The 23,520-nt window shown below is 50.0% G+C and carries 21 protein-coding genes and 2 pseudogenes; 8 read left to right on the top strand and 15 right to left on the bottom strand.

Annotated features, from left to right (window positions below):
- Positions 1-4: 4 nt before the first annotated feature.
- The 8 genes and pseudogenes from rseP to rpsB all read right to left on the bottom strand — a co-directional run bounded on the left by rseP (position 5) and on the right by rpsB (position 7,919).
- The gene (rseP, locus tag AYY17_RS18875) at positions 5-1,360 is read right to left on the bottom strand and encodes a sigma E protease regulator RseP (protein ID WP_156656740.1); all 1,356 of its coding nucleotides are present in this window, start codon (positions 1,358-1,360) and stop codon (positions 5-7) included.
- Positions 1,361-1,387: 27 nt separating this feature from the next.
- Positions 1,388-2,245 (bottom strand): phosphatidate cytidylyltransferase, encoded by an 858-nt coding sequence (cdsA, locus tag AYY17_RS18870; protein WP_067426330.1) that lies wholly within the window; start codon positions 2,243-2,245, stop codon positions 1,388-1,390.
- On the bottom strand, positions 2,238-2,951 hold the full coding sequence (gene uppS / locus AYY17_RS18865) for a polyprenyl diphosphate synthase (RefSeq protein WP_067401682.1): 714 nt from the start codon (positions 2,949-2,951) through the stop codon (positions 2,238-2,240). The genes cdsA and uppS overlap by 8 nt, the downstream gene beginning before the upstream one ends.
- 266 nt (positions 2,952-3,217) lie before the next feature.
- Positions 3,218-4,414 (bottom strand): 1-deoxy-D-xylulose-5-phosphate reductoisomerase, encoded by a 1,197-nt coding sequence (gene ispC, locus AYY17_RS18860; protein WP_067426328.1) that lies wholly within the window; start codon positions 4,412-4,414, stop codon positions 3,218-3,220.
- A gap of 227 nt (positions 4,415-4,641) precedes the next feature.
- Positions 4,642-5,200: pseudogene (gene frr, locus AYY17_RS18855) on the bottom strand (ribosome recycling factor).
- Positions 5,201-5,318: 118 nt separating this feature from the next.
- The gene (gene pyrH, locus AYY17_RS18850; RefSeq protein ID WP_067401629.1) at positions 5,319-6,047 is read right to left on the bottom strand and encodes a UMP kinase; all 729 of its coding nucleotides are present in this window, start codon (positions 6,045-6,047) and stop codon (positions 5,319-5,321) included.
- Between the two features lie 154 nt (positions 6,048-6,201).
- A pseudogene (tsf, locus tag AYY17_RS18845) lies at positions 6,202-7,055 on the bottom strand (translation elongation factor Ts).
- A 144-nt stretch (positions 7,056-7,199) separates the two neighbouring features.
- Positions 7,200-7,919 (bottom strand): 30S ribosomal protein S2, encoded by a 720-nt coding sequence (rpsB, locus tag AYY17_RS18840; RefSeq protein ID WP_067401626.1) that lies wholly within the window; start codon positions 7,917-7,919, stop codon positions 7,200-7,202.
- A gap of 370 nt (positions 7,920-8,289) precedes the next feature.
- On the opposite strand from rpsB, the gene map reads away from it, so the two are divergent.
- From map to AYY17_RS18820, 4 genes are all read left to right on the top strand, one after another.
- Entirely contained in the window at positions 8,290-9,087 is a 798-nt protein-coding gene (map, locus tag AYY17_RS18835) for a type I methionyl aminopeptidase (protein WP_067426326.1), read from the top strand.
- Between the two features lie 168 nt (positions 9,088-9,255).
- Positions 9,256-11,910, top strand: coding sequence for a bifunctional uridylyltransferase/uridylyl-removing protein GlnD (gene glnD, locus AYY17_RS18830; RefSeq protein ID WP_067426324.1), 2,655 nt, complete (start codon positions 9,256-9,258; stop codon positions 11,908-11,910).
- A gap of 37 nt (positions 11,911-11,947) precedes the next feature.
- Positions 11,948-12,772, top strand: coding sequence for a 2,3,4,5-tetrahydropyridine-2,6-dicarboxylate N-succinyltransferase (dapD, locus tag AYY17_RS18825; protein ID WP_067426322.1), 825 nt, complete (start codon positions 11,948-11,950; stop codon positions 12,770-12,772).
- A gap of 107 nt (positions 12,773-12,879) precedes the next feature.
- Positions 12,880-13,266, top strand: a complete 387-nt coding sequence (locus tag AYY17_RS18820) for a DUF3461 family protein (protein ID WP_067426319.1) — start codon at positions 12,880-12,882, stop codon at positions 13,264-13,266.
- A gap of 118 nt (positions 13,267-13,384) precedes the next feature.
- Here the strand turns inward: AYY17_RS18820 and AYY17_RS18815 are convergent, their stop codons facing one another.
- From AYY17_RS18815 to syd, 4 genes are all read right to left on the bottom strand, one after another.
- Positions 13,385-13,834: a flavodoxin gene (locus AYY17_RS18815; protein ID WP_067401618.1), complete on the bottom strand. Its 450-nt coding sequence runs from the start codon at positions 13,832-13,834 to the stop codon at positions 13,385-13,387.
- A gap of 50 nt (positions 13,835-13,884) precedes the next feature.
- Positions 13,885-14,610 carry a tRNA pseudouridine(65) synthase TruC gene (gene truC / locus AYY17_RS18810; protein ID WP_067426317.1) on the bottom strand — a complete coding sequence of 242 codons (726 nt, stop codon included), beginning with the start codon at positions 14,608-14,610 and terminating at the stop codon, positions 13,885-13,887.
- The gene (locus AYY17_RS18805; protein ID WP_067426315.1) at positions 14,607-14,930 is read right to left on the bottom strand and encodes a YqcC family protein; all 324 of its coding nucleotides are present in this window, start codon (positions 14,928-14,930) and stop codon (positions 14,607-14,609) included. The genes truC and AYY17_RS18805 overlap by 4 nt, the downstream gene beginning before the upstream one ends.
- Before the next feature lie 425 nt (positions 14,931-15,355).
- Entirely contained in the window at positions 15,356-15,907 is a 552-nt protein-coding gene (gene syd, locus AYY17_RS18800) for a SecY-interacting protein (protein WP_067426312.1), read from the bottom strand.
- Between the two features lie 108 nt (positions 15,908-16,015).
- Here syd and queF point away from each other — a divergent pair, with 108 nt between their 5' ends.
- The 3 genes from queF to xni all read left to right on the top strand — a co-directional run bounded on the left by queF (position 16,016) and on the right by xni (position 19,124).
- On the top strand, positions 16,016-16,867 hold the full coding sequence (queF, locus tag AYY17_RS18795; RefSeq protein WP_067426310.1) for an NADPH-dependent 7-cyano-7-deazaguanine reductase QueF: 852 nt from the start codon (positions 16,016-16,018) through the stop codon (positions 16,865-16,867).
- A 63-nt stretch (positions 16,868-16,930) separates the two neighbouring features.
- The gene (ppnN, locus tag AYY17_RS18790) at positions 16,931-18,298 is read left to right on the top strand and encodes a nucleotide 5'-monophosphate nucleosidase PpnN (RefSeq protein WP_067365588.1); all 1,368 of its coding nucleotides are present in this window, start codon (positions 16,931-16,933) and stop codon (positions 18,296-18,298) included.
- 61 nt (positions 18,299-18,359) lie between these two features.
- Complete coding sequence (gene xni, locus AYY17_RS18785; protein ID WP_202906440.1) at positions 18,360-19,124, top strand: flap endonuclease Xni; 765 nt, start codon at positions 18,360-18,362, stop codon at positions 19,122-19,124.
- 180 nt (positions 19,125-19,304) lie between these two features.
- Here xni and rlmM read toward each other — a convergent pair whose 3' ends face one another.
- From rlmM to AYY17_RS18770, 3 genes are read right to left on the bottom strand one after another with little or no spacing between them, the layout of a single operon-like run.
- Positions 19,305-20,402, bottom strand: coding sequence for a 23S rRNA (cytidine(2498)-2'-O)-methyltransferase RlmM (gene rlmM / locus AYY17_RS18780; RefSeq protein ID WP_067426305.1), 1,098 nt, complete (start codon positions 20,400-20,402; stop codon positions 19,305-19,307).
- The gene (locus tag AYY17_RS18775) at positions 20,395-20,790 is read right to left on the bottom strand and encodes a DUF423 domain-containing protein (RefSeq protein WP_067365583.1); all 396 of its coding nucleotides are present in this window, start codon (positions 20,788-20,790) and stop codon (positions 20,395-20,397) included. The genes rlmM and AYY17_RS18775 overlap by 8 nt, the downstream gene beginning before the upstream one ends.
- Before the next feature lie 27 nt (positions 20,791-20,817).
- Positions 20,818-21,744, bottom strand: a complete 927-nt coding sequence (locus AYY17_RS18770; RefSeq protein WP_067401601.1) for a transcriptional regulator GcvA — start codon at positions 21,742-21,744, stop codon at positions 20,818-20,820.
- Between the two features lie 559 nt (positions 21,745-22,303).
- On the opposite strand from AYY17_RS18770, the gene csdA reads away from it, so the two are divergent.
- Positions 22,304-23,512: a cysteine desulfurase CsdA gene (gene csdA, locus AYY17_RS18765; protein ID WP_067426303.1), complete on the top strand. Its 1,209-nt coding sequence runs from the start codon at positions 22,304-22,306 to the stop codon at positions 23,510-23,512.
- The last annotated feature ends 8 nt before the right edge of the window (positions 23,513-23,520 follow it).

The following is a 23,520-nucleotide window of genomic DNA, read 5'->3' as shown; positions in this document are numbered from 1 at the left end:
TTCTTCAGAAGCGGGAGAAATCATTAAAAAGTGCAAGCCCCATCAACAATATCAGTGCAATTACACCAATACGATAACTGAAGTCTTGTACACGCTCGGACACCGGCCCGCCTTTTATCTTCTCGATAAGCAGGAATAACAGGTGTCCACCATCTAAAACGGGCAGCGGGAACAGGTTAATGATCCCTAAGTTGACGCTAATCAGCGCCAGAAACATCAGATAATACACTAAGCCGGAATCGGCGGAAATACCGGCGCCTTTAGCAATTGATACCGGGCCGCTCAAATTATTGAGCTTCACATCACCGGTAATCAGTTTACCGGTCATTTTCACCGTCAGTTGCATTAACTGCCAGGTCTTCCCTGTTGCCTCCGCAATCGCCTCTACCGGCCCGTACTGATGCTCGGTAATATATTGCGGGTCCAGCGGAATGACATTTAATTCGACACCGGCAAAACCAATTTGTTTACTGCCTGTGCCACTTTTTACATCCGGCGTCAGCGGCACAATAATATGCTCACCATTACGCTCAATCAGCAAATCGAGCGTTTTACCGGGGCTATTACGCACAAATAATGTAAACGGCTGCCACGTACTAACCGGCTCACCGCTCACTTTAACTATCCTGTCCCCCGGTTGTAAACCTGCTTTTTCAGCCGGTGCTCCGGGCGTCAGTGCTTTAATCAGATTTTCTGCCTTTGCTGATACCGGCATAATCCCCAGCGCCAGGATAGGGTCTTGTTTTTCAGGATCAAATTTCCAGCGGGTGAGATCAAGGCGTTTCTCCGCCGGAGCAGAACCCGGCTCAGGGGTCACATTCAAAACAGTGAAATCATCACCGATTTTACTGACCATCGCCATACGCACACTATTCCAGTCAGGCGTTTCGATACCGTCAACGGAATTTAGTTCCATTCCCGGTAAAATATTTGCCTGTTCTGCAACCGAACCGGGCCGGATATCTGCCACAACCGGGCGAACAGCCGGAACACCAATCATGAATACAATCCAGTAAGCCACAATGGCTAACAGGAAATTGGCAATCGGTCCCGCACTGACAACAGCGGCCCGTTGCCCGATCGTTTTATTATTAAATGCCAGATGGCGCAGTTCCGGTGCAACCGGCGCCACACGTTCATCCAGCATTTTGACATAGCCACCCAGCGGAATTAATGCGAGAACAAACTCAGTGCCGTGTTTGTCTGTCCGCCGCCAGAGTGCTTTGCCGAAACCGACAGAAAACCGCTCGACAAAAATGCCGCAGCGCCGGGCCACCCAAAAGTGCCCGAATTCATGTACGGTAACTAAGATCCCCAGCGCAACAATGAATGCCGCTAAGTTCCAAATAAAAGTCATCATGCGCCTTTTGTCTGCACCGGCCTGTTATTAAAAGCCGGAGAATACTAACAAAATCAGACCGGCAAATACCGGTACTGCTGCCGTCAGGCTGTCAATACGATCCATTACACCGCCGTGTCCGGGAATAAGCTGACTGCTGTCTTTCACGCCGGACTGGCGCTTAAACATGCTCTCGGTCAGGTCGCCGAATACAGAGATCAGAACCACAATGACAGAGACCGGAATCAGATGCTCCGGTAAATTGTGTAACGGCGAATAGTGGCTGAATAACCAGGAGACCAGCCCGGCGGTAATCAACCCGCCCGCAAGACCTTCCAGGGTTTTACCCGGAGAAACACGGGGCGCCATTTTGTGTTTACCCATAAGGCGTCCGAATGCATACGCACCGGAATCCGCCGCCCAGACCAGTAACATGACATACAACAGCCACCAGGAGCCCTGATAGATATCACCACCTGCATAACCCTGCGTGCGCAATACCATCATTCCGCTGTAAAACGGCACGATTGTCACGACACCGAAGAGCAGACGGATAACCACCGAATTTTTCCACAATGCTGCGGATTTCGGGAAAGTGACCACTAACAGCACAGCACAAATCCACCAGACCAGTGCTACCCACAGGCTGCCGGTTACGGCAACATCCGCAGTCAGATAATTCATATCCAGTGTCAGCTGCCACGCAGCCAGACCTGCTGCAAACACGAGCCCGGTTACAATCCGTTGCCCCGCGCCAAATAAACCGGCGAATTGCGCCCATTCCCAGCCACCCAGACCACACACGGCAATCACGACAAAACCAAAGGCTGCCGGAGGTAACATAAACAGCGCCAGAATGACCAGCGGAATTAAAATAATGGCAGTAATAAGACGGTATTTAAGCAACGTATCCTCCCGGTGTTTGCTCAGAATGTTCGTCCGGCGTGGTTCCGCCGAAGCGACGCTCACGCTGAGTAAAGGCCGTCACAGCATTACCAAACGCTGTTTCGTTAAAATCCGGCCACAGAACCTCAGTAAAATAAAACTCCGCGTACGCCACCTGCCAAAGCAGGAAGTTACTGATACGATGCTCGCCACCGGTCCGGATAACCAAATCGATAGCAGGCTGTTCATGGAGAGAAATATAACGGTTGATGTCCAGTTCACTGACATCGTCAAGAGCCAGTTCACCGCGCTGAACTTCTGCGATAACCTGCTTCATACTGTTGGTAATATCCCAGCGTCCGCCATAGTTGGCGGCAATATTAAGCTGCAATCCGGTATTACCGGCAGTCAGAACCTGACCGCGGCGGATCCGTTCCTGCAATCGCGGGCTGAAGCGGCTGACATCACCAATAACGGACAGTCTGACATTGTGTTTATGCAGACTTTTGACTTCATTATCCAGTGCAAAGACAAACAATTCCATCAGTGAATGGACTTCCTGTTCGGGACGGTTCCAGTTTTCACTGCTGAAAGCATAAAGTGTCAGCGATTTTATCTGATTTTTGATTGCAAAACTGACAGAGCTGCGGACTGATTTGATCCCGGCGCGGTGACCTGAAATACGCAATTTTCCGCGTTTTTTTGCCCAGCGGCCATTGCCGTCCATAATAATGGCGACATGCTGTGGTCCCGGCTTATCTGAGGCATTTTCACTGGATACTGTCACGCAAGTTAATCCTTTGAGATATCGGCTAATGCATGGCGTCTGACACAAAAACACCGTGTAAGATCACGGTGCGGATATCTGTCAGTCAATGATGACGTCATACGGTTATTAACCGGTCATTAAAATTCAAATTTATAGAAATCGTAACGCTGAACTATACCACTTGCGTTATTCACCCACAAACGCAACCCGTTAATATAAATTAATTACTTCGCGATATTTCTGATTGATTTCCGGGTCATTTCACGGGCGTCCTTATCAATAATAAGGACATCGTCAATCGACTGAGGTTCCGTAAACCGATGATTTTCTACCACCATCCGGTTTATCTGTGCAATATCTGTGAAGCGGATTCTGTTTTGCAAAAATGCCTGAACGGTTTCTTCATTAGCCGCATTCATCGCCGTTGTCGCCGCCTGTCCGTCATCACAGGCCTCAATAGCCAGTTTCAGGCAGGGATAGCGCTCATAATCAGGCGTTTCAAATGTCAGCCCGCCCATGCGGGTAAAATCCAGTCGTTGTGCACCGGCAGTCATGCGTGAAGGGTAACTCATCGAGTAACTGATCGGCGTGCGCATATCCGGGGTGCCCAATTGCGCGATAATACTGCCGTCAGTATAGCGCACCATGGAATGGATAACGGACTGCGGGTGAATAATCACTTCCATCTGCGCGGGAGAGGCATTGAAGAAATAACGTGCCTCAATGTATTCAAGACCTTTATTCATCATAGTCGCGGAATCAACGGAGATTTTACGTCCCATCGACCAGTTAGGATGCGCGCAGGCCTGATCCGGTGTCATATTGACCAAATCAGCAAGCGCCGTTTCACGGAAAGGTCCGCCTGAGCCCGTCAGAATAATGGAATCAATGCCCGCAGCCTGTAAATCTGCATGACCCAGCGATAGCTGAACGCTCGTCGGCAGAGACTGAAAAATAGCATTGTGTTCGCTGTCGATGGGAAATAACTCAGCACGGCTGGCACTCATTGCAGCAAAAAAGAGGCGTCCGCTGGTAATAAGTGCTTCTTTATTTGCTAACAGAATGCGTTTATCCGCACGGATCGCGGCTAATGTCGGTAACAAGCCCGCCACACCGGTTATCGCCGCCATCACCTGGTCTATCTCATCCAGTTGAACAAGCTCGCAAATCGCATGGCTTCCGCTCAGCACTTCAGTTGTACTGCCATGAAGTTTCAGCTGTATCCGTAATTCACCGGCAGCCACTTCGTCAGATAACACCGCGTAACGGGGTTTAAATTCCAGACACTGTTCAAACATAATCCGGACGTTTTTTCCGGCTGCCAGAACAACGGCACGGAACAGATCAGGATGCTGACGAACAAGGGAGAGTGTGCTTTTGCCGATAGACCCCGTAGAGCCGAGGATTGCCAAACCTTTCATGGATAAATTACTCAATGTTGCTTTATACCCTTATCTCATTATCTCATTCAAACCGCAGGTTCGTTGAACGCATCCTGAATGATATCGGGTATATCGTTATTTCGAATCGCGAAAGTATAGCACTTTGGTGAACAGACAGTGAGTAGTCATTTCTCTGACTAATAGGTAAAAAAATAGTGCCGTCAGGCACTATTTCTATGTATGTTCTCTTAAAGATCATGTCAGGATTAGAAATCCATCAGCTCTTTTTCTTTTGCTGCCAGTGATTCATCGATTTTTTTTGATGAACATATCAGTCATTTTCTGAATGTCATCCTGTGAACGACGATCTTCATCTTCACTGATTTCTTTGTCTTTCAGTAACGCTTTGACTTTGTCGTTTGCATCACGGCGGACGTTACGCACAGCAATACGACCCTGTTCTGCCTCATTACGGACCACTTTGATCAGGTCTTTACGGCGCTCTTCAGTCAGTGCAGGAAGCGGAACACGGATAACGGTACCGGCAGAAGACGGGTTCAGACCGAGATCTGATGCCATAATCGCTTTCTCAACAGCAGGAGACAGTGAACGGTCAAATACAGTCAGCGCTAATGTGCGTGAATCTTCAACAACGACGTTAGCTAACTGACGCAATGGTGTCGGTGTGCCGTAATATTCAACAATAATACCGTCAAGCAGGCTCGGAGATGCGCGGCCGGTACGGATTTTACTAATTTGAGTTCTCAGCGACTCAACGCATTTGTCCATGCGTTCCTGCGCGTCTTTCTGGATGTCATTAATCACGTTATGAGTCCTTGGAAACGGGTAATTTTTCAGACTGCACTGGTCGCGCAGCCCGCGTTATAAGTTTGGCGAATCTATATATAAATGATACCGTCAAATGCCGCCGGTGTCCCGGCGTTTAGTCACGCGCAATCAAGGTACCTTCTTTCTCACCCATCACAACACGACGTAATGCACCGGGTTTGTTCATGTTGAAAACACGGATTGGCAGGTTGTGATCACGGGCCAGCGTAAAGGCCGCTAAATCCATCACCTTCAGTTCGCGCTCCAGCACATCCTGATAGTTGAGTTTTTCGTACAGTACGGCATCCGGATCTTTCGCCGGATCCGCCGAGTAAACGCCGTCCACTTTCGTGGCTTTCAGCACAACATCGGCTTCAATTTCGATTCCGCGCAGACAGGCCGCAGAATCCGTAGTAAAGAATGGGTTGCCTGTTCCGGCTGAAAAAATAACCACACGGCCGTGACGTAAGAGGCTGATTGCTTCAGCCCAGCTGTAATTGTCACAAACACCGTTCAGCGGGATAGCGGACATCAGTCGCACGTTAACATAAGCACGGTGAAGCGCGTCACGCATTGCCAGCCCGTTCATAACGGTCGCCAGCATCCCCATGTGGTCACCGACGACGCGGTTCATACCGGCCTCGGCCAGTCCTGCGCCACGAAACAGATTGCCCCCGCCAATAACGACACCGACCTGAATTTGCAGCTCAACCAGTTCCTTGATTTCCTGTGCCATACGGTCAAGTACAGCCGCATCAATCCCGAAACCTTCATTCCCTTGTAAAGCTTCGCCACTGAGCTTCAGCAGAATACGTTGATATACAGGTTTTGCATTGGTAGCCATGGTGTTCTGTCCTAAACAGATGATTTATTGCCAGAGATACCCGGACGATTGCCGGATAATAAACAGAGGTACTATTTTTTATACCGATACTATTTTTATACCGATACTAATACAGATAAAACAGAACCGCCTTCCGGCGGCTCTGATGCAATGATTATTTACCGCTCATTGCCGCGACTTCAGCTGCGAAGTCTGCTTCAGCTTTCTCGATACCTTCACCCACTTCAAAGCGGATAAATGCAGTCACGTCAGCGCCGTTTTCTTTTAACAGGTCACCAACAGATTTGCTTGGGTCCATGACGAACGGCTGACCGGTCAGAGAGATTTCGCCGGTGAATTTATTCATACGGCCGAGAACCATTTTCTCTGCGATTTCTTGTGGTTTACCGGATTGCATAGCGATATCCAGCTGAATTTGTTTCTCGTGAGCAACAACATCAGCAGGAACATCACCCGGTTTCACGTATTCTGGTTTGCTTGCAGCAACGTGCATTGCAATGTGCTTGAGCAGCTCTTCATTGGCGTTAGTACCTGCAACCAGAACACCAATACGTGCGCCGTGCATATAAGTACCGACCATGTCGCTTTCTAAAACAGCTACGCGACGGAAACTAATGTTTTCACCGATTTTAGTAACCAGTGTTACACGCTGTTCTTCAAATTTTGCAGCGATTTGTTCGACATCAGTCGTTTTTTCAGCCATAACGAAGTCAGGATATCCTGAGCAAACGCAATGAAACCGGCATCTTTGGCAACGAAGTCTGTTTCGCAGTTAACTTCAATCAGTGCGCCAAATTTTGCATCTGCGCTGACCGCAGATAAGATGATACCTTCAGCAGCAACGCGGCCTGCTTTTTTCGCTGCTTTTGCCTGGCCGGATTTACGCATGTTATCGATAGCTAATTCGATATCACCGTTTGCTTCAACCAGTGCTTTTTTACATTCCATCATACCTGCGGCTGTACGCTCACGCAGTTCTTTTACCAATGCAGCGGTAATTCCAGACATGTGTTTATTTCCTTGATGAGCTCGCAGAAACTGTTTCTGCGGGGAGTTTGTTCGTATATCAGATGCGTATAGGGAGCCATGAAGGCTCCCTAACCATTTGCAGCAATACCTGGTTAACAAGAGCGCTCTGAGAGCGGAACTCTATTATTCAGTAACTGTTTCTTCAGCCTGAACAACCAAATCCTGTGAACGGCCTTCGCGGACAGTTGTCGCTACTGCGCCCAGGTACAGCTTGATTGCACGGATTGCATCGTCGTTACCCGGAACGATGAAATCAACACCGTCAGGATCAGAGTTAGTATCAACGATAGCAAATACCGGGATACCCAGGTTGTTTGCTTCTTTGATTGCAATGTGCTCGTGCTCTGCATCGATAACAAACAGAGCGTCAGGTAAACCGCCCATGTCTTTGATACCACCCAGGCTGTTTTCTAACTTACCAAGTTCACGGGTACGCATCAGCGCTTCTTTCTTGGTCAGTTTTTCAAAAGTACCGTCCTGAGACTGTGCTTCTAAATCTTTCAGGCGTTTGATTGACTGACGTACTGTTTTCCAGTTAGTCAGCATACCGCCTAACCAGCGATGGTTAACAAAGAACTGGTCACAGCTGATTGCTGATTCCTGAATTGCTTCCACAGCAGCACGCTTAGTACCGACAAACAGAATTTTGCCTTTACGTGAAGCGATTTTGTTCAGTTCAGCCAGCGCGTGGTTGAACATAGGAACAGTTTTTTCCAGGTTGATGATATGCACTTTGTTACGGGCACCAAAGATGAATGGTTTCATTTTCGGGTTCCAGTAACGAGTCTGGTGACCGAAGTGAACGCCCGCCTGGAGCATATCGCGCATGGAAACAGTTGCCATTTTAAACCTCTGTAAATAGTTAGTTGGGGTTATGCCTCCACGGATCCCATGCTACCGACTCCCTGTCAGCTGAACGCTTCGGAGCACCCCGGCGCATGTGCCGATCCGTGTGTGTTATACACAGTTGAGTTATTAAAAGTCCGGCTTCCGGGCAAAAATACACGGAATACCGGCGCGCTTTATACCATAAATACCCCGGCGATACCACTTTTTCTTCATTTTTCACCTGAGAAACGACAGCGCATTACTCAATGATTGGCATGATCGGCGCACAATGATTGGCATCCTTTTCTCCGGCTGTTAACATACCGCCGACTAAATTCTCATTTTCCTAAGTGACGGGATAATCCCGGTTCGGATACCTACAATTATGGCAATCACAATTAAAACAGAAGACGACATCCGGAAAATGCGTGTCGCCGGTCGTCTCGCGGCCGAAGTTCTCGAAATGATCAAACCGCATGTTGTGCCGGGCGTCAGCACCGGTGAGCTGGACAGACTCTGCCACGAGCATATTACCGTTAAACAGGACGCGATTTCTGCCTGTCTCGGCTATCACGGCTTCCCGAAATCAGTCTGTATCTCTGTAAATGATGTGGTCTGTCACGGGATCCCGGACAATGACAAAATCTTAAAAAACGGTGATATTGTTAATATCGATGTGACCGTAATAAAAGACGGTTTTCATGGTGATACCTCTGCAATGTTTATTGCGGGAACGCCGTCAATTCAGGCTGAACGTTTGTGCAAAGTCACGCAGGAGAGTCTCTACCTCGCTCTGCGTATGGTCAGACCCGGAATTCGCCTGCGTACCCTGGGTGCGGCCATCCAGAAATTTGTGGAAAGCCATGATTACTCGGTTGTCCGTGATTACTGCGGGCACGGGATCGGCGAAGGTTTCCACGAAGAGCCGCAGGTTCTGCACTATGACGGTGATGATGGCGGCGTGGTGCTGAAAAAAGGCATGGCATTTACTATCGAGCCGATGGTTAACACCGGCGATTACCGCATCCGGACAATGAAAGATGGCTGGACGGTGAAAACCAAAGATCACGGTCTGTCCGCGCAGTATGAACACACCCTGGTCGTTACCGACGACGGCTGTGAGATAATGACGCTGCGCAACGATGAAGAAGGCGCACTTTCGCGTATTCTTATCGTGCAATAAGTGTCTCTGCTGTTCCGTCCGGTGCTGTCGCCGGACGGGATAACAGCCCCGGATCCCCCCGTCCTCTTACCCGCTCCGTTCCCTGACGATAATCGCCCCTGAACGCTGGTTATTTACCCGCTGACACAGTAATCTTATTAAAAACCGCATCCCCGAAAAGGATCTCTCATGGATATTGCCCGGTCTGCGGCACCTGCCCTCAAGCCCGCCTCGCCGCTGTCATTTACTGATGATGATTTGCAGCTTCCTGTCTTGCGGGAACACCTTGAACACTACCACCGCTGGCAGTCAGAAGCGTTCCGCGAAGGACAACCGGTGCATTCCCTGCTGCTGACCCGCAGTGATTATATTGATCAGTTGCTTATCCGCCTGTGGCAGTTTGCCGGGTTTGAGGATATTGCCGGATTTTCACTGATTGCTGTCGGCGGTTACGGGCGACGGGAGCTGCATCCGTTATCCGATGTGGATATTCTGCTGCTCAGTGAAGCACCGCTGCCGGAGGCACTCACACCGAAAATCGGTGAGTTTATCGCGCTGTTGTGGGATCTGAAACTGGTCGTCGGGCACAGTGTGCGTGACCTTGACGAGTGCATCCGTGAGGGGCTCAATGACCTGACTATCGCGACCAATCTGATTGAATCACGCCTTATCTGCGGCTCACTGCCACTGTTTCTGCAACTGCAAAAACGTGTATTCAATGATGATTTCTGGCCGTCGCCGCGTTTTTTTGCCGCCAAACTGGAAGAGCAAAACGCGCGCCATGCCCGCTATCACAGCACCAGTTATAACCTGGAGCCGGATATCAAAAGCAGTCCCGGCGGCCTGCGGGATATCCACACACTGCTCTGGGTCGCCCGCCGCCATTTTGGCGCAACGTCGCTCACTGAAATGGCCGGTTCCGGTTTTCTGACCAATGCTGAGCGGGAAGAGCTGAATGAGTGCCTGGATACACTCTGGCGGATCCGTTTCGCCCTGCATCTGTCTCTGACCCGTTACGACAACCGCCTGCTGTTTGACCGCCAGCTGAGTGTGGCAGAGCAGCTTGGTTATGACGGGGAACGCAATCAGCCCGTTGAACGGATGATGAAAGCTTATTATCGCGTTACCCGCCGTGTATCTGAGCTCAATGAGATGCTGTTGCAGCTGTTTGATGAAGCGATTTTACACTCAGGTCATCACGACGCCCCCTGCCCGCTCGATAACGAATTTCAGTTATACGGACACCGGATCGGCTTAGTTGACAGTGACACATTCAGCCACGACCCCGCTGCAATAATGCGGATGTTTTATTTGATGGCCTGCGATGAGCGTATTACCGGGATTGATTCCGCGACATTGCGTCAGTTGCGTCATGCCCGCCGCCACCTCACCCGCCCGCTGATGGAATACCCGCAGGCGCGGGAGCTGTTTATTGCTATTCTCCGCCATCCGCGCGGGGTAAGTGCGGCGTTTGTCCCGATGCACCGCCACGGCGTACTGAGCGCCTACATGCCGCTGTGGAGTAATATTGTCGGACAAATGCAGTTCGATTTATTCCATGCCTATACGGTCGATGAACACACGCTCCGCGTGCTGGGAAAAATAGACACATTCAAGCGGGAATCAGAGCGGGTAAACCATCCTGTTTGTGTGGATGTTTATCCGGCGCTTGCACAGCCGGAGCTGCTGCGCCTTGCCGCCCTGTTCCATGATATCGCCAAGGGCAGACAGGGTGATCATGCTGTCGTTGGCGCAGCCGATGCCCGTCAGTTCTGTGAATACCACTCGCTGAGTGAAGAAGATACCGATCTGGTCAGCTGGCTGGTTGAACAACACCTTCTGATGTCAGTCACTGCACAGCGCCGCGATATTCAGGATCCGGAAGTGATCCGCACCTTTGCCGACGAAGTCCGGACAGTTGATCGCCTGCGCTATCTTATTTGTCTGACAGTGGCGGATATCTGGGCGACCAATGCCTCGCTGTGGAACAGCTGGCGGCGCAGTCTGCTTCAGGAGCTGTTTATCAGTACGGAAAACCAGTTGCTGCGCGGAGTGCATAACAAACCCAATCTGCGCCAGCGTATCCGCCATCACCGCGATCGCGCCCTGGCACTGCTGCGCCAGTACGGTACGGATGAACAGCGCCTTCAGTTGCTCTGGTCGCGCTGCCACGCAGATTATTTTCTGCGCCATACCCCTGAACAACTTGCCTGGCACGCAAAAGCCCTGATAAGCCACGATACAGACTCGCCGCTGATCCTTATCAGCAACCAGCGCAGCCATGGCGGCAGTGAAATTTTTATCTGGTGCCACGACCGGCCTTCACTGTTTGCCTCAGTGGTCAGTGAATTGGATCGCCGCAATCTGAGTGTCCAGAATGCGCAGATTTTTACTAACCGGGACAACATGGCAATGGACTCCTTTGTGGTACTGGAGCCGGACGGTAAACAGCTTGCCGCCGACCGCCACGAATGCATCCGTCACGCGCTTGCCGCCGCGGTGACCACCGATTTTATCCCCAATCACCGCACCCGCACCGCACCGGCAAAGCTGCGTCATTTCGATGTACCGACCCGTATCCGATTTATCCACAACAAACGGGGATTGCGCAGTTATATGGAATTGTATGCCTTAGACAAGCCCGGATTGCTGGCGCAGGTCGGACAAATTTTTGCCGGGCTCGCTTTACAGTTGCATGGTGCGCGGATCACCACAACCGGCGAAAAAGTAGAGGATATCTTCATTCTGACGGATAAGGATAATAAAGCGCTGAATAAAAACATTCAGGAAGAACTGGCTAAAAGGTTGACAAAAGCCCTCAATTCAAAGGATAAAACAGAGTAAATTTGTCAAATCACCCGATAAAAGGAACATGACGTCAATGCAGCAATTACAGGCCATTATTGAATCCGCCTTTGAAGACCGCGCCGCCATCACACCGGCAACCACCACGCCTGCACTGCGCGAAGCAGTCAATCAGGTGATTGAGTTACTGGATTGCGGGAAACTGCGGGTCGCAGAAAAAATCGGCGATACCTGGGTAACCCATCAGTGGCTGAAAAAAGCAGTGCTGCTCTCTTTCCGTATCAGTGATAATCAGGTCATGGATGGCTCGGAGTCCCGCTATTTCGATAAAGTCCCGATGAAATTCGCCGGATACGACCAGGCTCGTTTTGAGCGCGAAGGCTTTCGTGTCGTGCCGCCGGCCGCAGCCCGCCGTGGTGCTTATATTGCCCGCAACACAGTGCTGATGCCGTCTTATGTCAATATCGGCGCTTATGTGGATGAAGGCACAATGGTTGATACCTGGGCGACTGTCGGCTCATGTGCACAGATCGGGAAAAATGTGCATCTCTCCGGCGGAGTCGGTATCGGCGGCGTGTTAGAGCCGTTGCAGGCGAATCCGACCATTATTGAAGATAACTGCTTTGTCGGCGCACGTTCAGAAGTGGTTGAAGGCGTGATAGTGGAAACCGGCTCGGTCATTTCGATGGGGGTTTTCATCGGACAGAGCACCAAAATTTACGATCGTGAAACCGGTGAAATTCACTACGGACGCGTACCGGCAGGCTCAGTGGTTGTCTCCGGCAATCTGCCGTCAAAAGATGGCAGCTACAGCCTCTATTGTGCGGTCATCGTCAAAAAAGTGGATGAAAAAACCCGGGGAAAAGTCGGGATTAATGAATTGTTACGCACCATAGACTAATCTCAGAAATAGCGGATAATAACTCCGCTATTTTATTATCCGTGCAGTTTATCTTTCGCCGCATCCGGTGAAAACAGAACAGAATATACTCTAAATAGGTGGCGCACATGTATGACAATTTAAAAAGTCTGGGAATTACGCATCCTGAAGATATTGATCGCTATACCCTTCGTCAGGAAGCGAACAATGACATTCTGAAAATCTATTTTCGCAAAGATAAAGGTGAGTTTTTTGCCAAAAGCGTGAAGTTTAAATACCCGCGCCAGCGCAAAACGATTCAGGACGCGCAGGGCTTTAAAGAAGTCAACGAAATCAACAGCAACCTTCGTTATGTTATTGAAGAGCTGGATAAAATTTGCATACAGGATGAAAGTGCGCTGCCGGAAGTTGATCTTAAACGCAAGATCCTCGACGATCTGCGCCATCTGGAGCATGTTGTGTCAAACAAAATCGCTGAGATTGAAAGCGATCTTGAAAAACTGACCCGCAAATAATCCTCAGCCAATACCCTTTATCATTCAGGATGCAGGCCTGCCAACGCACCTGCGTCTGAATGATAAAGGTATACTGCGCCGTTGTGCCGTGTCAGGCTTATAACGGCGAGGTTTTTAGTTACTTAATCAGCGCGGCCCACTGTGTTATCCACGCCAGTGCATACTCTTCAGGCACGGCAACGTCTGCGCCGTCAATCACCAGCATCTCACCAATGCGCTGCGCCTGTTGCTCTTGCAATAGTTCATCAAACTGCTGACCACCACCGGCAAAGTTATCATAACTGCTGTCGCCCAGCGCGATAATGCCGTAACGCAGGGATGGCTGATAACCAACGTCATCGCGCAGCCCGGCAAACAGCGCGCGGATATTATCCGGTAAATCACCCTGCCCGGTCGTGGAGGTAATCACCAGCGCCACATCCGTCAGATAGGCTTTCCACTGTGCAAGTTCCGGTTCATCAAATAATGTCACATCATGACCGGCGTCCGTCAGGACAGCCTGTGCTTCTTCACCCACAGCCAGCGAATTGCCATACACTGTGCCGACAAAAATACCGATACGCGCCATCATTTGTCCTTTTCAGTCAGATTTAATCAGAAAAATCATTTTTACGATGTTCAGGGTAACGTCCAGCCAAACTGTGCCGCAACCTGCTGCCATTGCTCATCAAAGGGGGCGCGGAACACTAATGGTACACCGGTAACCGGATGCATCAGAGACAGCTCAGAGGCGTGCAACATCAGTCTGCGGCTGCCGAAATGCTCAGTGAACCCCCGGTTTTGCCGCAGGTCGCCGTGAGCGCTGTCGCCGATAATCGGGTGGCGCAAATGAGTCATATGTCGGCGCAGCTGATGTTTTCGTCCGGTTTCCGGTTTCAGCTCCATCAGGGTATAGCGGGAGGTCGGATAACGCCCGACAGCAACCGGGCATTCAATCCGCGCCAGCGGTCGGTAGTGAGTCACCGCCGGTTGTGCCGGTTTTTCCGTGGCAAATTTATCCGCGATTTTATCCAGCTCTTCTGTCAGCGCATAATCCAGGGTGGCGGTTTCTTCTATCCAGCCACGCACAATGGCATGATACGTTTTCTGCATCTCGTGGCGCTCAAGCTGCTGAGACAGCAGCCTTGCCACATCAGAAGAGAGCGCCATCAGCAGCACACCCGATGTCGGGCGATCCAGGCGATGGACAGGAAAAACATGCTGACCAATCTGGTCGCGCAATGTCTGCATCACAAAAACCGTCTCATGGCGGTCAAGCCAGCTGCGGTGGACTAACCATCCGGCAGGCTTATTGATTGCAATAAGATATTCATCCTGATAGCAAATTTCTAATAACTGACTCACGCGAAAAGCCCGTCCAATGTCCGCAGATGATTTAATAATGCCAGATAGCGTGCCGATTCTGCATCATTGCGGTAATGCTCTTCAAAATACGGGGTTATCTGAAAGGCGGACGGTAATGCTGAACCCTGCTCAATCACAGCATACAGGCGCGGAATAAGGATCCACTGTAACCATTCGTGGGCATTCATGGTATCGACGGCAAACGGCAGTTTGCTTTCAAACGCATCTGCCGCAGGCGGCTGTCCCTGCCACAGATCAACTGCGCGCATTTCTTCTTCAATACCGGTAAGAATATCAACAATCTGCTGATGTTTTGTCATAACTGAAACCTGTTCACCCGCACAATAAGTTCATCTCAGGAAGGCGGAGCTTGCTGCCTGCATCCTGAATAATATTGGGTATAGCGTAACATTGGTGTCAATTAAGTAAAAATCAATTCCCGCGATCCGGGTACAAAAAAGGCAATAAAAAAGAGGGGGGAAAATCCCCCCTCATTTTTAATGAAATAACATCCTGTCCCTGAAGAAAATACGTCCGTTTATTTTCGTCCATTTCCTTATGAACACAGACAGGATGCAGGAACCCGCAGGTACAAACAACACAAGCACAGGTAACTATTTGTCGCATCAACGTGTAACAAAAAATAACCTGATGAATTGTCTGATTATTTTTAACAAACTGTCATGATTTCCGGACAGAGGCAGCAGGATAAAGCGACAGAATCCCACACGGATGTCAGTTATCGTTATGCTGTAAATTCAACAGTCAGCAGAGAAAGAAATGTCGCAATATCCGCAGCAAGTACCCGGCGCTTTTTAGTGCCGAATGTTTCCAGGAGAACTTCCCCGCTCAGATTACAGACTGAAATGATGTCAAACTCTGACTCAAGGGTGGCAATAAACAGGGTCGGCGGAAGTTTGAGACGCCGCTGTGTCACCAGGTGACCTATCAGGTTTTCCTGAAGACGGATAAAATCGTCTTCACTCCAGACCTGTACCAGACTGAGCGGCAGCCCCTCAAAGTTCGCCTGCATATCCCCCGCGAACTGCTGTGTGTAATATTCAGCCACATCCGGATGCACTTCAATTCCCAGCGCATTTTCAACCGGTTGTAAATGTGGATCAGCCGTAAATGCTGCCGGCATCCAGTACACACACTCATCACCTGTACGAATAATACACGGTGACGGAATGCTGTAAAGTTCATGACTGACCGGCGCTAAGCCTGTTTTTTCCTGACATAAACCGACATAATGTCGGGTAAACTGATGTAACGCCTGAGAAACCGTTCGGGTCATTTCGCAAAACCTGATAAAAATAAGTGTGCCATATCGCTATAGTAACGTATGACAGGCTATATTGGCGACAGGCGTACAATTTTGTCATCTGATGTTAAAAGGCTATATATGTCTCTGTATGAAGGAAAAGCTGAGTTAGCGTCTCTGACGCTGGGCAAAAAAACCGGCTACGAGCAGCACTACAATCCCGCATTATTGCAGGGTGTACCGCGCAGCCTGAACCGGGATGCACTGCATCTGCATGCAGATAACCTGCCTTTCCGTGGTGCGGATCTCTGGACGCTGTATGAGCTCTCCTGGCTGCAACCCAACGGGGTTCCCTGTATCGCGCTGGGTTATGTCTCACTCGATGCCGGCGGGCTGAATCTGATTGAATCAAAAAGCTTTAAGCTCTATCTCAACAGCTTTAATCAGACTGTTTTTGCCTCTGCTGATGATGTACGAAAAACACTGGAGCAGGATTTGAGTGCCTGCGCACAGGGTGAGGTAACCGTTAAACTTCTGCGCCCGGAACAGTTCGCTGAACAAAAAATCGTTGATTTTACCGGTGAATGTCTTGATTATCAGGATATTACTATTGCGGATTATCAGTTTAGCAGTGAGTATCTTATTGACGCGGTCAATGACAACGACGATTTCGTTGAAGAAACGTTAGTCAGCCACCTGTTAAAATCAAACTGCCTGATCACACAGCAGCCGGATTGGGGATCGGTCTCAATCCAATACCGTGGTCCACGGATCGATCGCGCCAAACTACTGCGCTATCTGGTGTCATTCCGCAACCATAACGAATTTCATGAACAGTGTGTTGAGCGTATTTTTACTGATATCAATACACACTGCCGCCCGGCAACCCTGACCGTCTACGCCCGTTACACACGGCGCGGCGGGCTGGATATCAATCCGTGGCGTACAAATACGGACTTTACACCATCCGCAGCCCGTCTGGCCCGCCAGTAAGGCCGACAGTACGGAACGTGCAGAGTGAACATATTTTATCCACGGGATAACAAGGAGTTTTACTTGATCACACATATCAGCCCGCTAGGTTCGATGGACCTGCTCTCTCAGTTCGAAGTTGATGTTTTAAAACGAACCGCGAGCAGCCACCTGTACCGCCTTTACCGCAATTGCTCGCTGGCGGTACTGAACTCCGGCAGCCAGACAGACAACAGTCACGCGTTGCTGTCTAAATTTCAGGATTTTGATATCAATGTGCTGCGCCGTGAGCGTGGTGTAAAACTCGAACTGGTCAATCCGCCGCAAAATGCCTTTGTTGACGGTAAAATTATCCGCTCACTCCAGGCAAATCTGTTCGCTGTATTGCGCGACATTCTGTTTGTGCAGACACAAATTACGGACGCCCAGCGCTGCCGTGGTCTGAATCTGGATGATGGTGCGCATCTGACCAACCTGATCTTCTTTATTCTGCGCAATGCCCGTGCCCTGCATATTGATGAAGATCCGAATATGATTGTCTGCTGGGGCGGTCACTCCATCAATGAAACAGAATACCTGTACGGGCGCAAAGTCGGTAACGAACTGGGACTGCGCGAACTGAATATCTGTACCGGCTGCGGACCGGGTGCCATGGAAGCACCGATGAAAGGTGCGGCTGTCGGTCACGCACAACAAGGCTACAAAAACAGCCGGTTTATCGGGCTGACAGAACCGTCGATTATCGCCGCTGAGCCGCCTAATCCGCTGGTCAATGAACTGATCATCATGCCGGATATCGAAAAGCGCCTTGAGAGCTTTGTCCGTCTCGCACACGGGATAATTATCTTCCCGGGCGGCGTCGGTACAGCGGAAGAGCTGCTTTATCTGTTGGGAATACTGATGCATCCGGATAATAAAGAGCAGGTATTGCCGCTGGTCTTAACCGGGCCAAAAGAGAGTGCAGACTACTTCCGTGTCCTCAATGATTTCGTGATCAATACTCTGGGCGAGGATGCAACACGCCACTATCAGATTATTATTGACGATCCGGTTGAAGTTGCCCGTGTCATGAAGCACGCTATGCCGATGGTGAAAGATAACCGCCGCAGTACCGGCGATGCATACAGCTTCAACTGGTCAATTAAAATTGCCGATGATTTACAGCATCCGTTTGACCCGACCCATGAAAACATGGCGGCGCTGAACCTTTACCGTAACCAGGCACCGGAAAAACTGGCGGCTGATCTGCGCCGTGCCTTCTCCGGTATTGTCGCCGGTAACGTAAAAGAAAATGGCCTACAGGCAATTGCACAACACGGACCATTTAAAATCCATGGCGAAGAAAGCATTATGCAGCGCATGGATGTCATGCTGCGCGGATTCGTTGACCAGCACCGGATGAAGCTGCCGGGCAGCTCCGCCTACGAGCCGTGCTACGAAATCGTCCGCTGATGATTACCTTTCTCTGAACTGACTTCCCCGCCTCCGGCGGGGAAATTTTATATATAAAGCGATTATGATCCATTTACTGATTATCGATGCAATGAATCTGATCCGCCGGATCTACGCGGTACAAAGCCAGTCCGGTCTGATTATCTGTGAACAGGCGCTGATGCAGATTCTGGGGCATGCACAGCCCACACATGCTGTCGCTGTCTTTGATGAAGATGACCGCAGCCACAGCTGGCGGCATCAGTTGTTGCCCGGTTATAAGGCCGGACGCAGCGAAATGCCGGATATTGTCAGGCAGGAGTTACCACTGCTACGGGAGATGTTTGCCCGCCACGGCATCAATGCATGGCACTCTGAGGGCGATGAAGCCGATGACCTGGCGGCAACACTGGCACACAAAGTCGGTCAGGCGGGACATCAGGCAACCATTGTCTCCACAGACAAAGGTTACTGTCAGTTGCTTTCTCCGCACATTCAGATCCGCGATTATTTCCAGAAACGCTGGCTTGATATGCCGTTTATCGCTGCAGAATTTGGTGTCACATCACAACAACTGCCTGATTTTTGGGGATTAAGCGGTATCAGCAGCAGTAAAATACCGGGAATTGCGGGGATCGGTCCCAAAACCGCAGCTACACTGCTCAGCACCTTTGCGGATTTGGATACCCTCTATAACAATACAGAGCACGTACCGGAAAAGTGGCGTAAAAAAATTATCGACGGAAAAGATATCGCTTACTGCTGCCGCGATATTGCCACTCTGAAGCGGGATCTTGAATTGCAGGGAAATTTAAACCAGCTTAGATTGCACCAGCTATTGCACTAAGGGAAAGAGCATTAGCTATATCTTAAATAATTCGGTCATGCCAAAAGTGAAATAATACAAAAAATAATCCCGGCAATATCAGCCGGGATTATTTATATCGCGAAGTAATCAGTCAGGATATACCCAACGTCATTCAGGATGCAGCCAACGCACCTGCAGTTTGAATGAATAAGGGTATAATCAGAAGACCCGATCCGGGTTGTATGCACCCCAGACGCGCTGGACGTGAACCGTTATCTCTTCACGGTCATGATATAGCTGCTTGGCATGAATAAGGACATTGATATCCTGAGCTTTCAGCTCTGCAGCCATTTTTTCCAGGATATGTGACACTTCTTCATAGCGCTTTTTCATCGGCAGTTTTAAGTTGAAAATAGACTCACGACACCAGCCGTTCGCCATCCAGGTTGTCATCAACGCTGCAACTTTTGCCGGTTTTTCAACCATATCACACACCAGCCAGGTGATATTTTTCGACGACGGTTCAAACTTAAAGCCGTCCTCGCGAAGATGGCGCACCTGTCCGGTATTCATCAGGCTTTCTGCCATGGTGCCGTTATCCACAGCCTGCACGCGCATGCTGTGTTTGACCAGCTGATAGGTCCAGCCGCCCGGGCAAGCGCCCAGATCCACCGCATGCATTCCGCCTTCCAGACGCTCTTCCCACTCTTCGTAAGGAATAAACATGTGGAAAGCCTCTTCCAGCTTCAGTGTGGAACGGCTCGGTGCATCGGAAGGGAACTTCAGGCGCGGAATACCCATATAGAATGAAGAGTTATTATTCGAATATGAATAACCCGCATAGCAACAACCCGGTGCAATAAAGAAAATGTGAATAACCGGACGACCACGGTTCTCTTTTGCCAGCAGTAATTTTTCCTGACGCAGTGCTGAACGCAGCGGAACAGTAAACTTACGGCAGAACTTCATCAGCTCTTTCGCTTCGTCATTATCAGGCACTTCAACACGCAGCTCACCGGCGCGATCCACAATTCCGGTCAGCATTCCGATAATCGGTGTAATGCGATCGTTTTCCGGTAAATGCTTGAGTAATTCACCCACCACAATCATCTGGCGGGCAAAAATCAATTCTTTAAACGGGATCTCTTTTGCAATGCGATCAGCATCATCCGGCTGATAACATTCAAAAATGACATACCCGCTGTTCTCTTTAACACGCGGGAATCCGAAAATTTCAAGACGTCCGGCTTTATCCGTGATCTCGGCTGCACACTCTTTTTCAAAGCCCGGACGGCAATATAATGCAATTTTATTCATGGCCGGAAGCCACTTTCCTTAGACGCACTGCGCCGATTAATACACAAACCCAACCTAACAGGAAACTTACCCCGCCAACCGGCGTGAAGTAGGCAAAGTATTTCATCTGCAAAAGCGCCATACAATACAGGCTGCCGCTGAACAGTAAAATACCGATCCCGAAAAATAATCCACTCCAGTAAAACCACAATACCACTTTTCGCATCAGCAATGCGGCAAGCCCCATCATTGCAAGCGTGTGGGAGATTTGGTATTGCAGACCTAAATTAATCCAGTCCATCTGGTGCTTTGCCAGCAGAGGCGTTAAGAGATGGGAGCCTATCGCGCCAAATGCAACATAAAAAAAGCCGCTGAAACCGGCAAAAATTAACATCAACCGACTATTCATTTGCCATTACCTTTTGTGATGATCAGGTCAATCCTGCTCACTTGTCATCCATCCTAATTTTTCCTGCTCGCTCGCCGCCTGTGCCATAATCCACTGACGGAACGCCGCGATTTTTCCGGAATCTGCCTGACTGTCCTGGCACACCAGATAAAACGCATTTTTGCTGACTAAGATATCTTTAAACGGGCACACCAGTCTGCCCCCATCCAGTTCATTCTTAGCCATCACATTATTGACCAGCGCCACACCTTGTCCGTGTACCGCGGCCTGAATAACCATTGCGCTGTGGCTGAATATCGGGCCATGCTGCACGTTTACCTGCTGTTGCAGATCCGCCTGGCGGATATACGCCTGCCAGTCGCGGCGGGACGAATCATGCAAAAGCGTATGATACGATAAATCAGTCAGCATTTTCAGTGGTCGTTCACCGGTCATCAGTGACGGCGCGCACACCGGTATCAGATATTCCGCATACAGCCGGTCTGTCCGCAGGCCCGGCCAGTTACCCCGCCCGTAAAAAATAGCCACATCCACATCATCAGCCAGTTTATCCTCTTCCCTGTCCACCGCCTGGATCCGGACATCAATGCCGGGATACGCCTGGTGAAAACCGGATAAACGCGGAACCAGCCACTGAATAGCAAAACTCGGCGACAAACTGACCGTCAGCGCCCCTTTTGCGCTGCGCGCCAGTAGCTTGCGGGTTGCATCATTAATAGAGGAAAAAATCTCTTTGATGTCGAGATAATAACTCTGCCCCTCTTCCGTCAGCAACAACGAACGATTCCGGCGGCGAAATAACTTCAGCCCGAGGAAATCTTCCAGACTTTTCATCTGATGACTCACAGCGGCTTGTGTGACAAATAACTCTTCTGCCGCCTTAGTAAAACTTAAATGACGGGCGGCAGCATCAAAAACACGCAAAGCATTAAGCGGAGGCAATCGTTTGGACATTTTCAGGCTTATTTATCAGGACCGGATACCGGTAACATGGTTTATACCCTTATTCATTCAAATTCATGGTGTCGGGTATAGAATAGGATTAGTTTTTTTAATCCGAAGCATTATAATTTGTCCCTTGATGATACACCAGTAAATACCTATAGTATGCCCACTTCCTGAGCCGGAACGAAAAGTCGGGCAGTAGCGATACTGCAAAACTTTTGGCTATGTGGTTGTGATGTTGTGTTTGCAAGTTGTCCGGAAATTCCGGACATAGTAGCTTAAGCTACTGTTTTTTTCACTTCCTGTACATTTACCCTGTCTGTCCATAGTGATTTTTTGTATGCACCGCCGATTGCGGTGCTTTTTTTTTGTTCTTCTTCCGCAAAACTCAGTCTGAAATCTGCCGGAAATCTGGAAAGACAGCGCAATCTTGATTATAGTAAACTGTCGCTGACGGTGCTACCTGACGCACTCAGGCCGGTCGCCGGCTGATTTACGCCGCAGATGTACCGGACACCGCACATTTTGCATAAGCTCTGTTTATCTCAGACCCTGATTAATTAAACCGATGAAAACCTTCTCTCCCGACACATTCCGCACCTGCTTTCCCGGCATAGCCAGTGACACCGTTTTTCTCGACAGTGCCGCCACCGCGCTGAAACCTGACGCAATGTCGCAGGCAACGCACCACTATTATCAGCATAACAGTGGTGCAACGGTTCACCGCAGCCACCATCAGCAGGCGCAGACAGCAACGGAGCAGTTTGAACAGGCGCGTGATGCCGTCTGCCGGCTGATTAATGCAGATGATGCCCGCCACTGTATCTGGACAAAAGGCACCACGGAATCCATCAATCTGGTCACACAGGGCTATTTCCGCCCGCGCCTGCAACCGGGTGATGAAATCATTGTCAGCGAACTGGAACACCACTCTAATCTGATCCCGTGGATAATCCTGGCGCAGCAAACCGGTGCAACACTGGTAAAGTGGCCGCTGACCGAAGACCGCACGCTCTGCTATGCTCAGCTGCAAACACTGCTTACGCCGCAGACCCGCGTAGTGGCGGTCACTCAGATGTCAAATGTCACCGGTTTTCAGCCGGATATTGACCGTACCGCCCGGCTGGCACACCAGTATGGCGCGCTGATTGTTGTCGACGGCGCACAAGGTGTTGTTCATCACCCTTGCGATGTCACGCAAAGTGATATCGATTTTTACGCCTTCTCAGCACACAAGATATACGGCCCGAACGGGCTGGGCGTACTGTACGGACGTGGTGAGCTGCTTGATGCCATGCAACCCTGGCAGGGCGGCGGAAAAATGCTGACGGACACCGATTTTTTCAGTTTCACCCCGGCCCCGGTTCCCGCACGGTTTGAAGCCGGCACGCCAAATGTGGCGGGCGTTATCGCTTTCGGTGCAACACTCCGCTGGCTTGAAACCTGTGATCTTCGTGCTGCGCACCATCATACCATTGCCTTATGTGACAGTGCAGAACAACAACTCGCCGCACTGCCCGGCTTTCGCAGCTATCGCGCGCCCGGCAGCCCGCTGCTGGCATTCAATTTTGATAATATTCATCACAGTGATATCGCCACACTACTGGCGGAGAAAGGCATTGCGCTGCGCCATGGACAACATTGCGCACAACCGCTTTGTCAGGCGCTGAATACAGACGGCTGCCTGCGTGTTTCATTTATGCCATATAATCAATCGAATGATATAGATAAGTTACTACAGGCAATCCGGTTTGCACTCGATATCCTGGCTGAATAACCCACTGA

This window comes from Morganella psychrotolerans, from assembly GCF_001676055.1.
Lineage (GTDB): Bacteria > Pseudomonadota > Gammaproteobacteria > Enterobacterales > Enterobacteriaceae > Morganella > Morganella psychrotolerans_B.
Note: the sequence above shows the minus strand (reverse complement) of the source record. Positions and strands in the feature narration are given on the sequence as shown.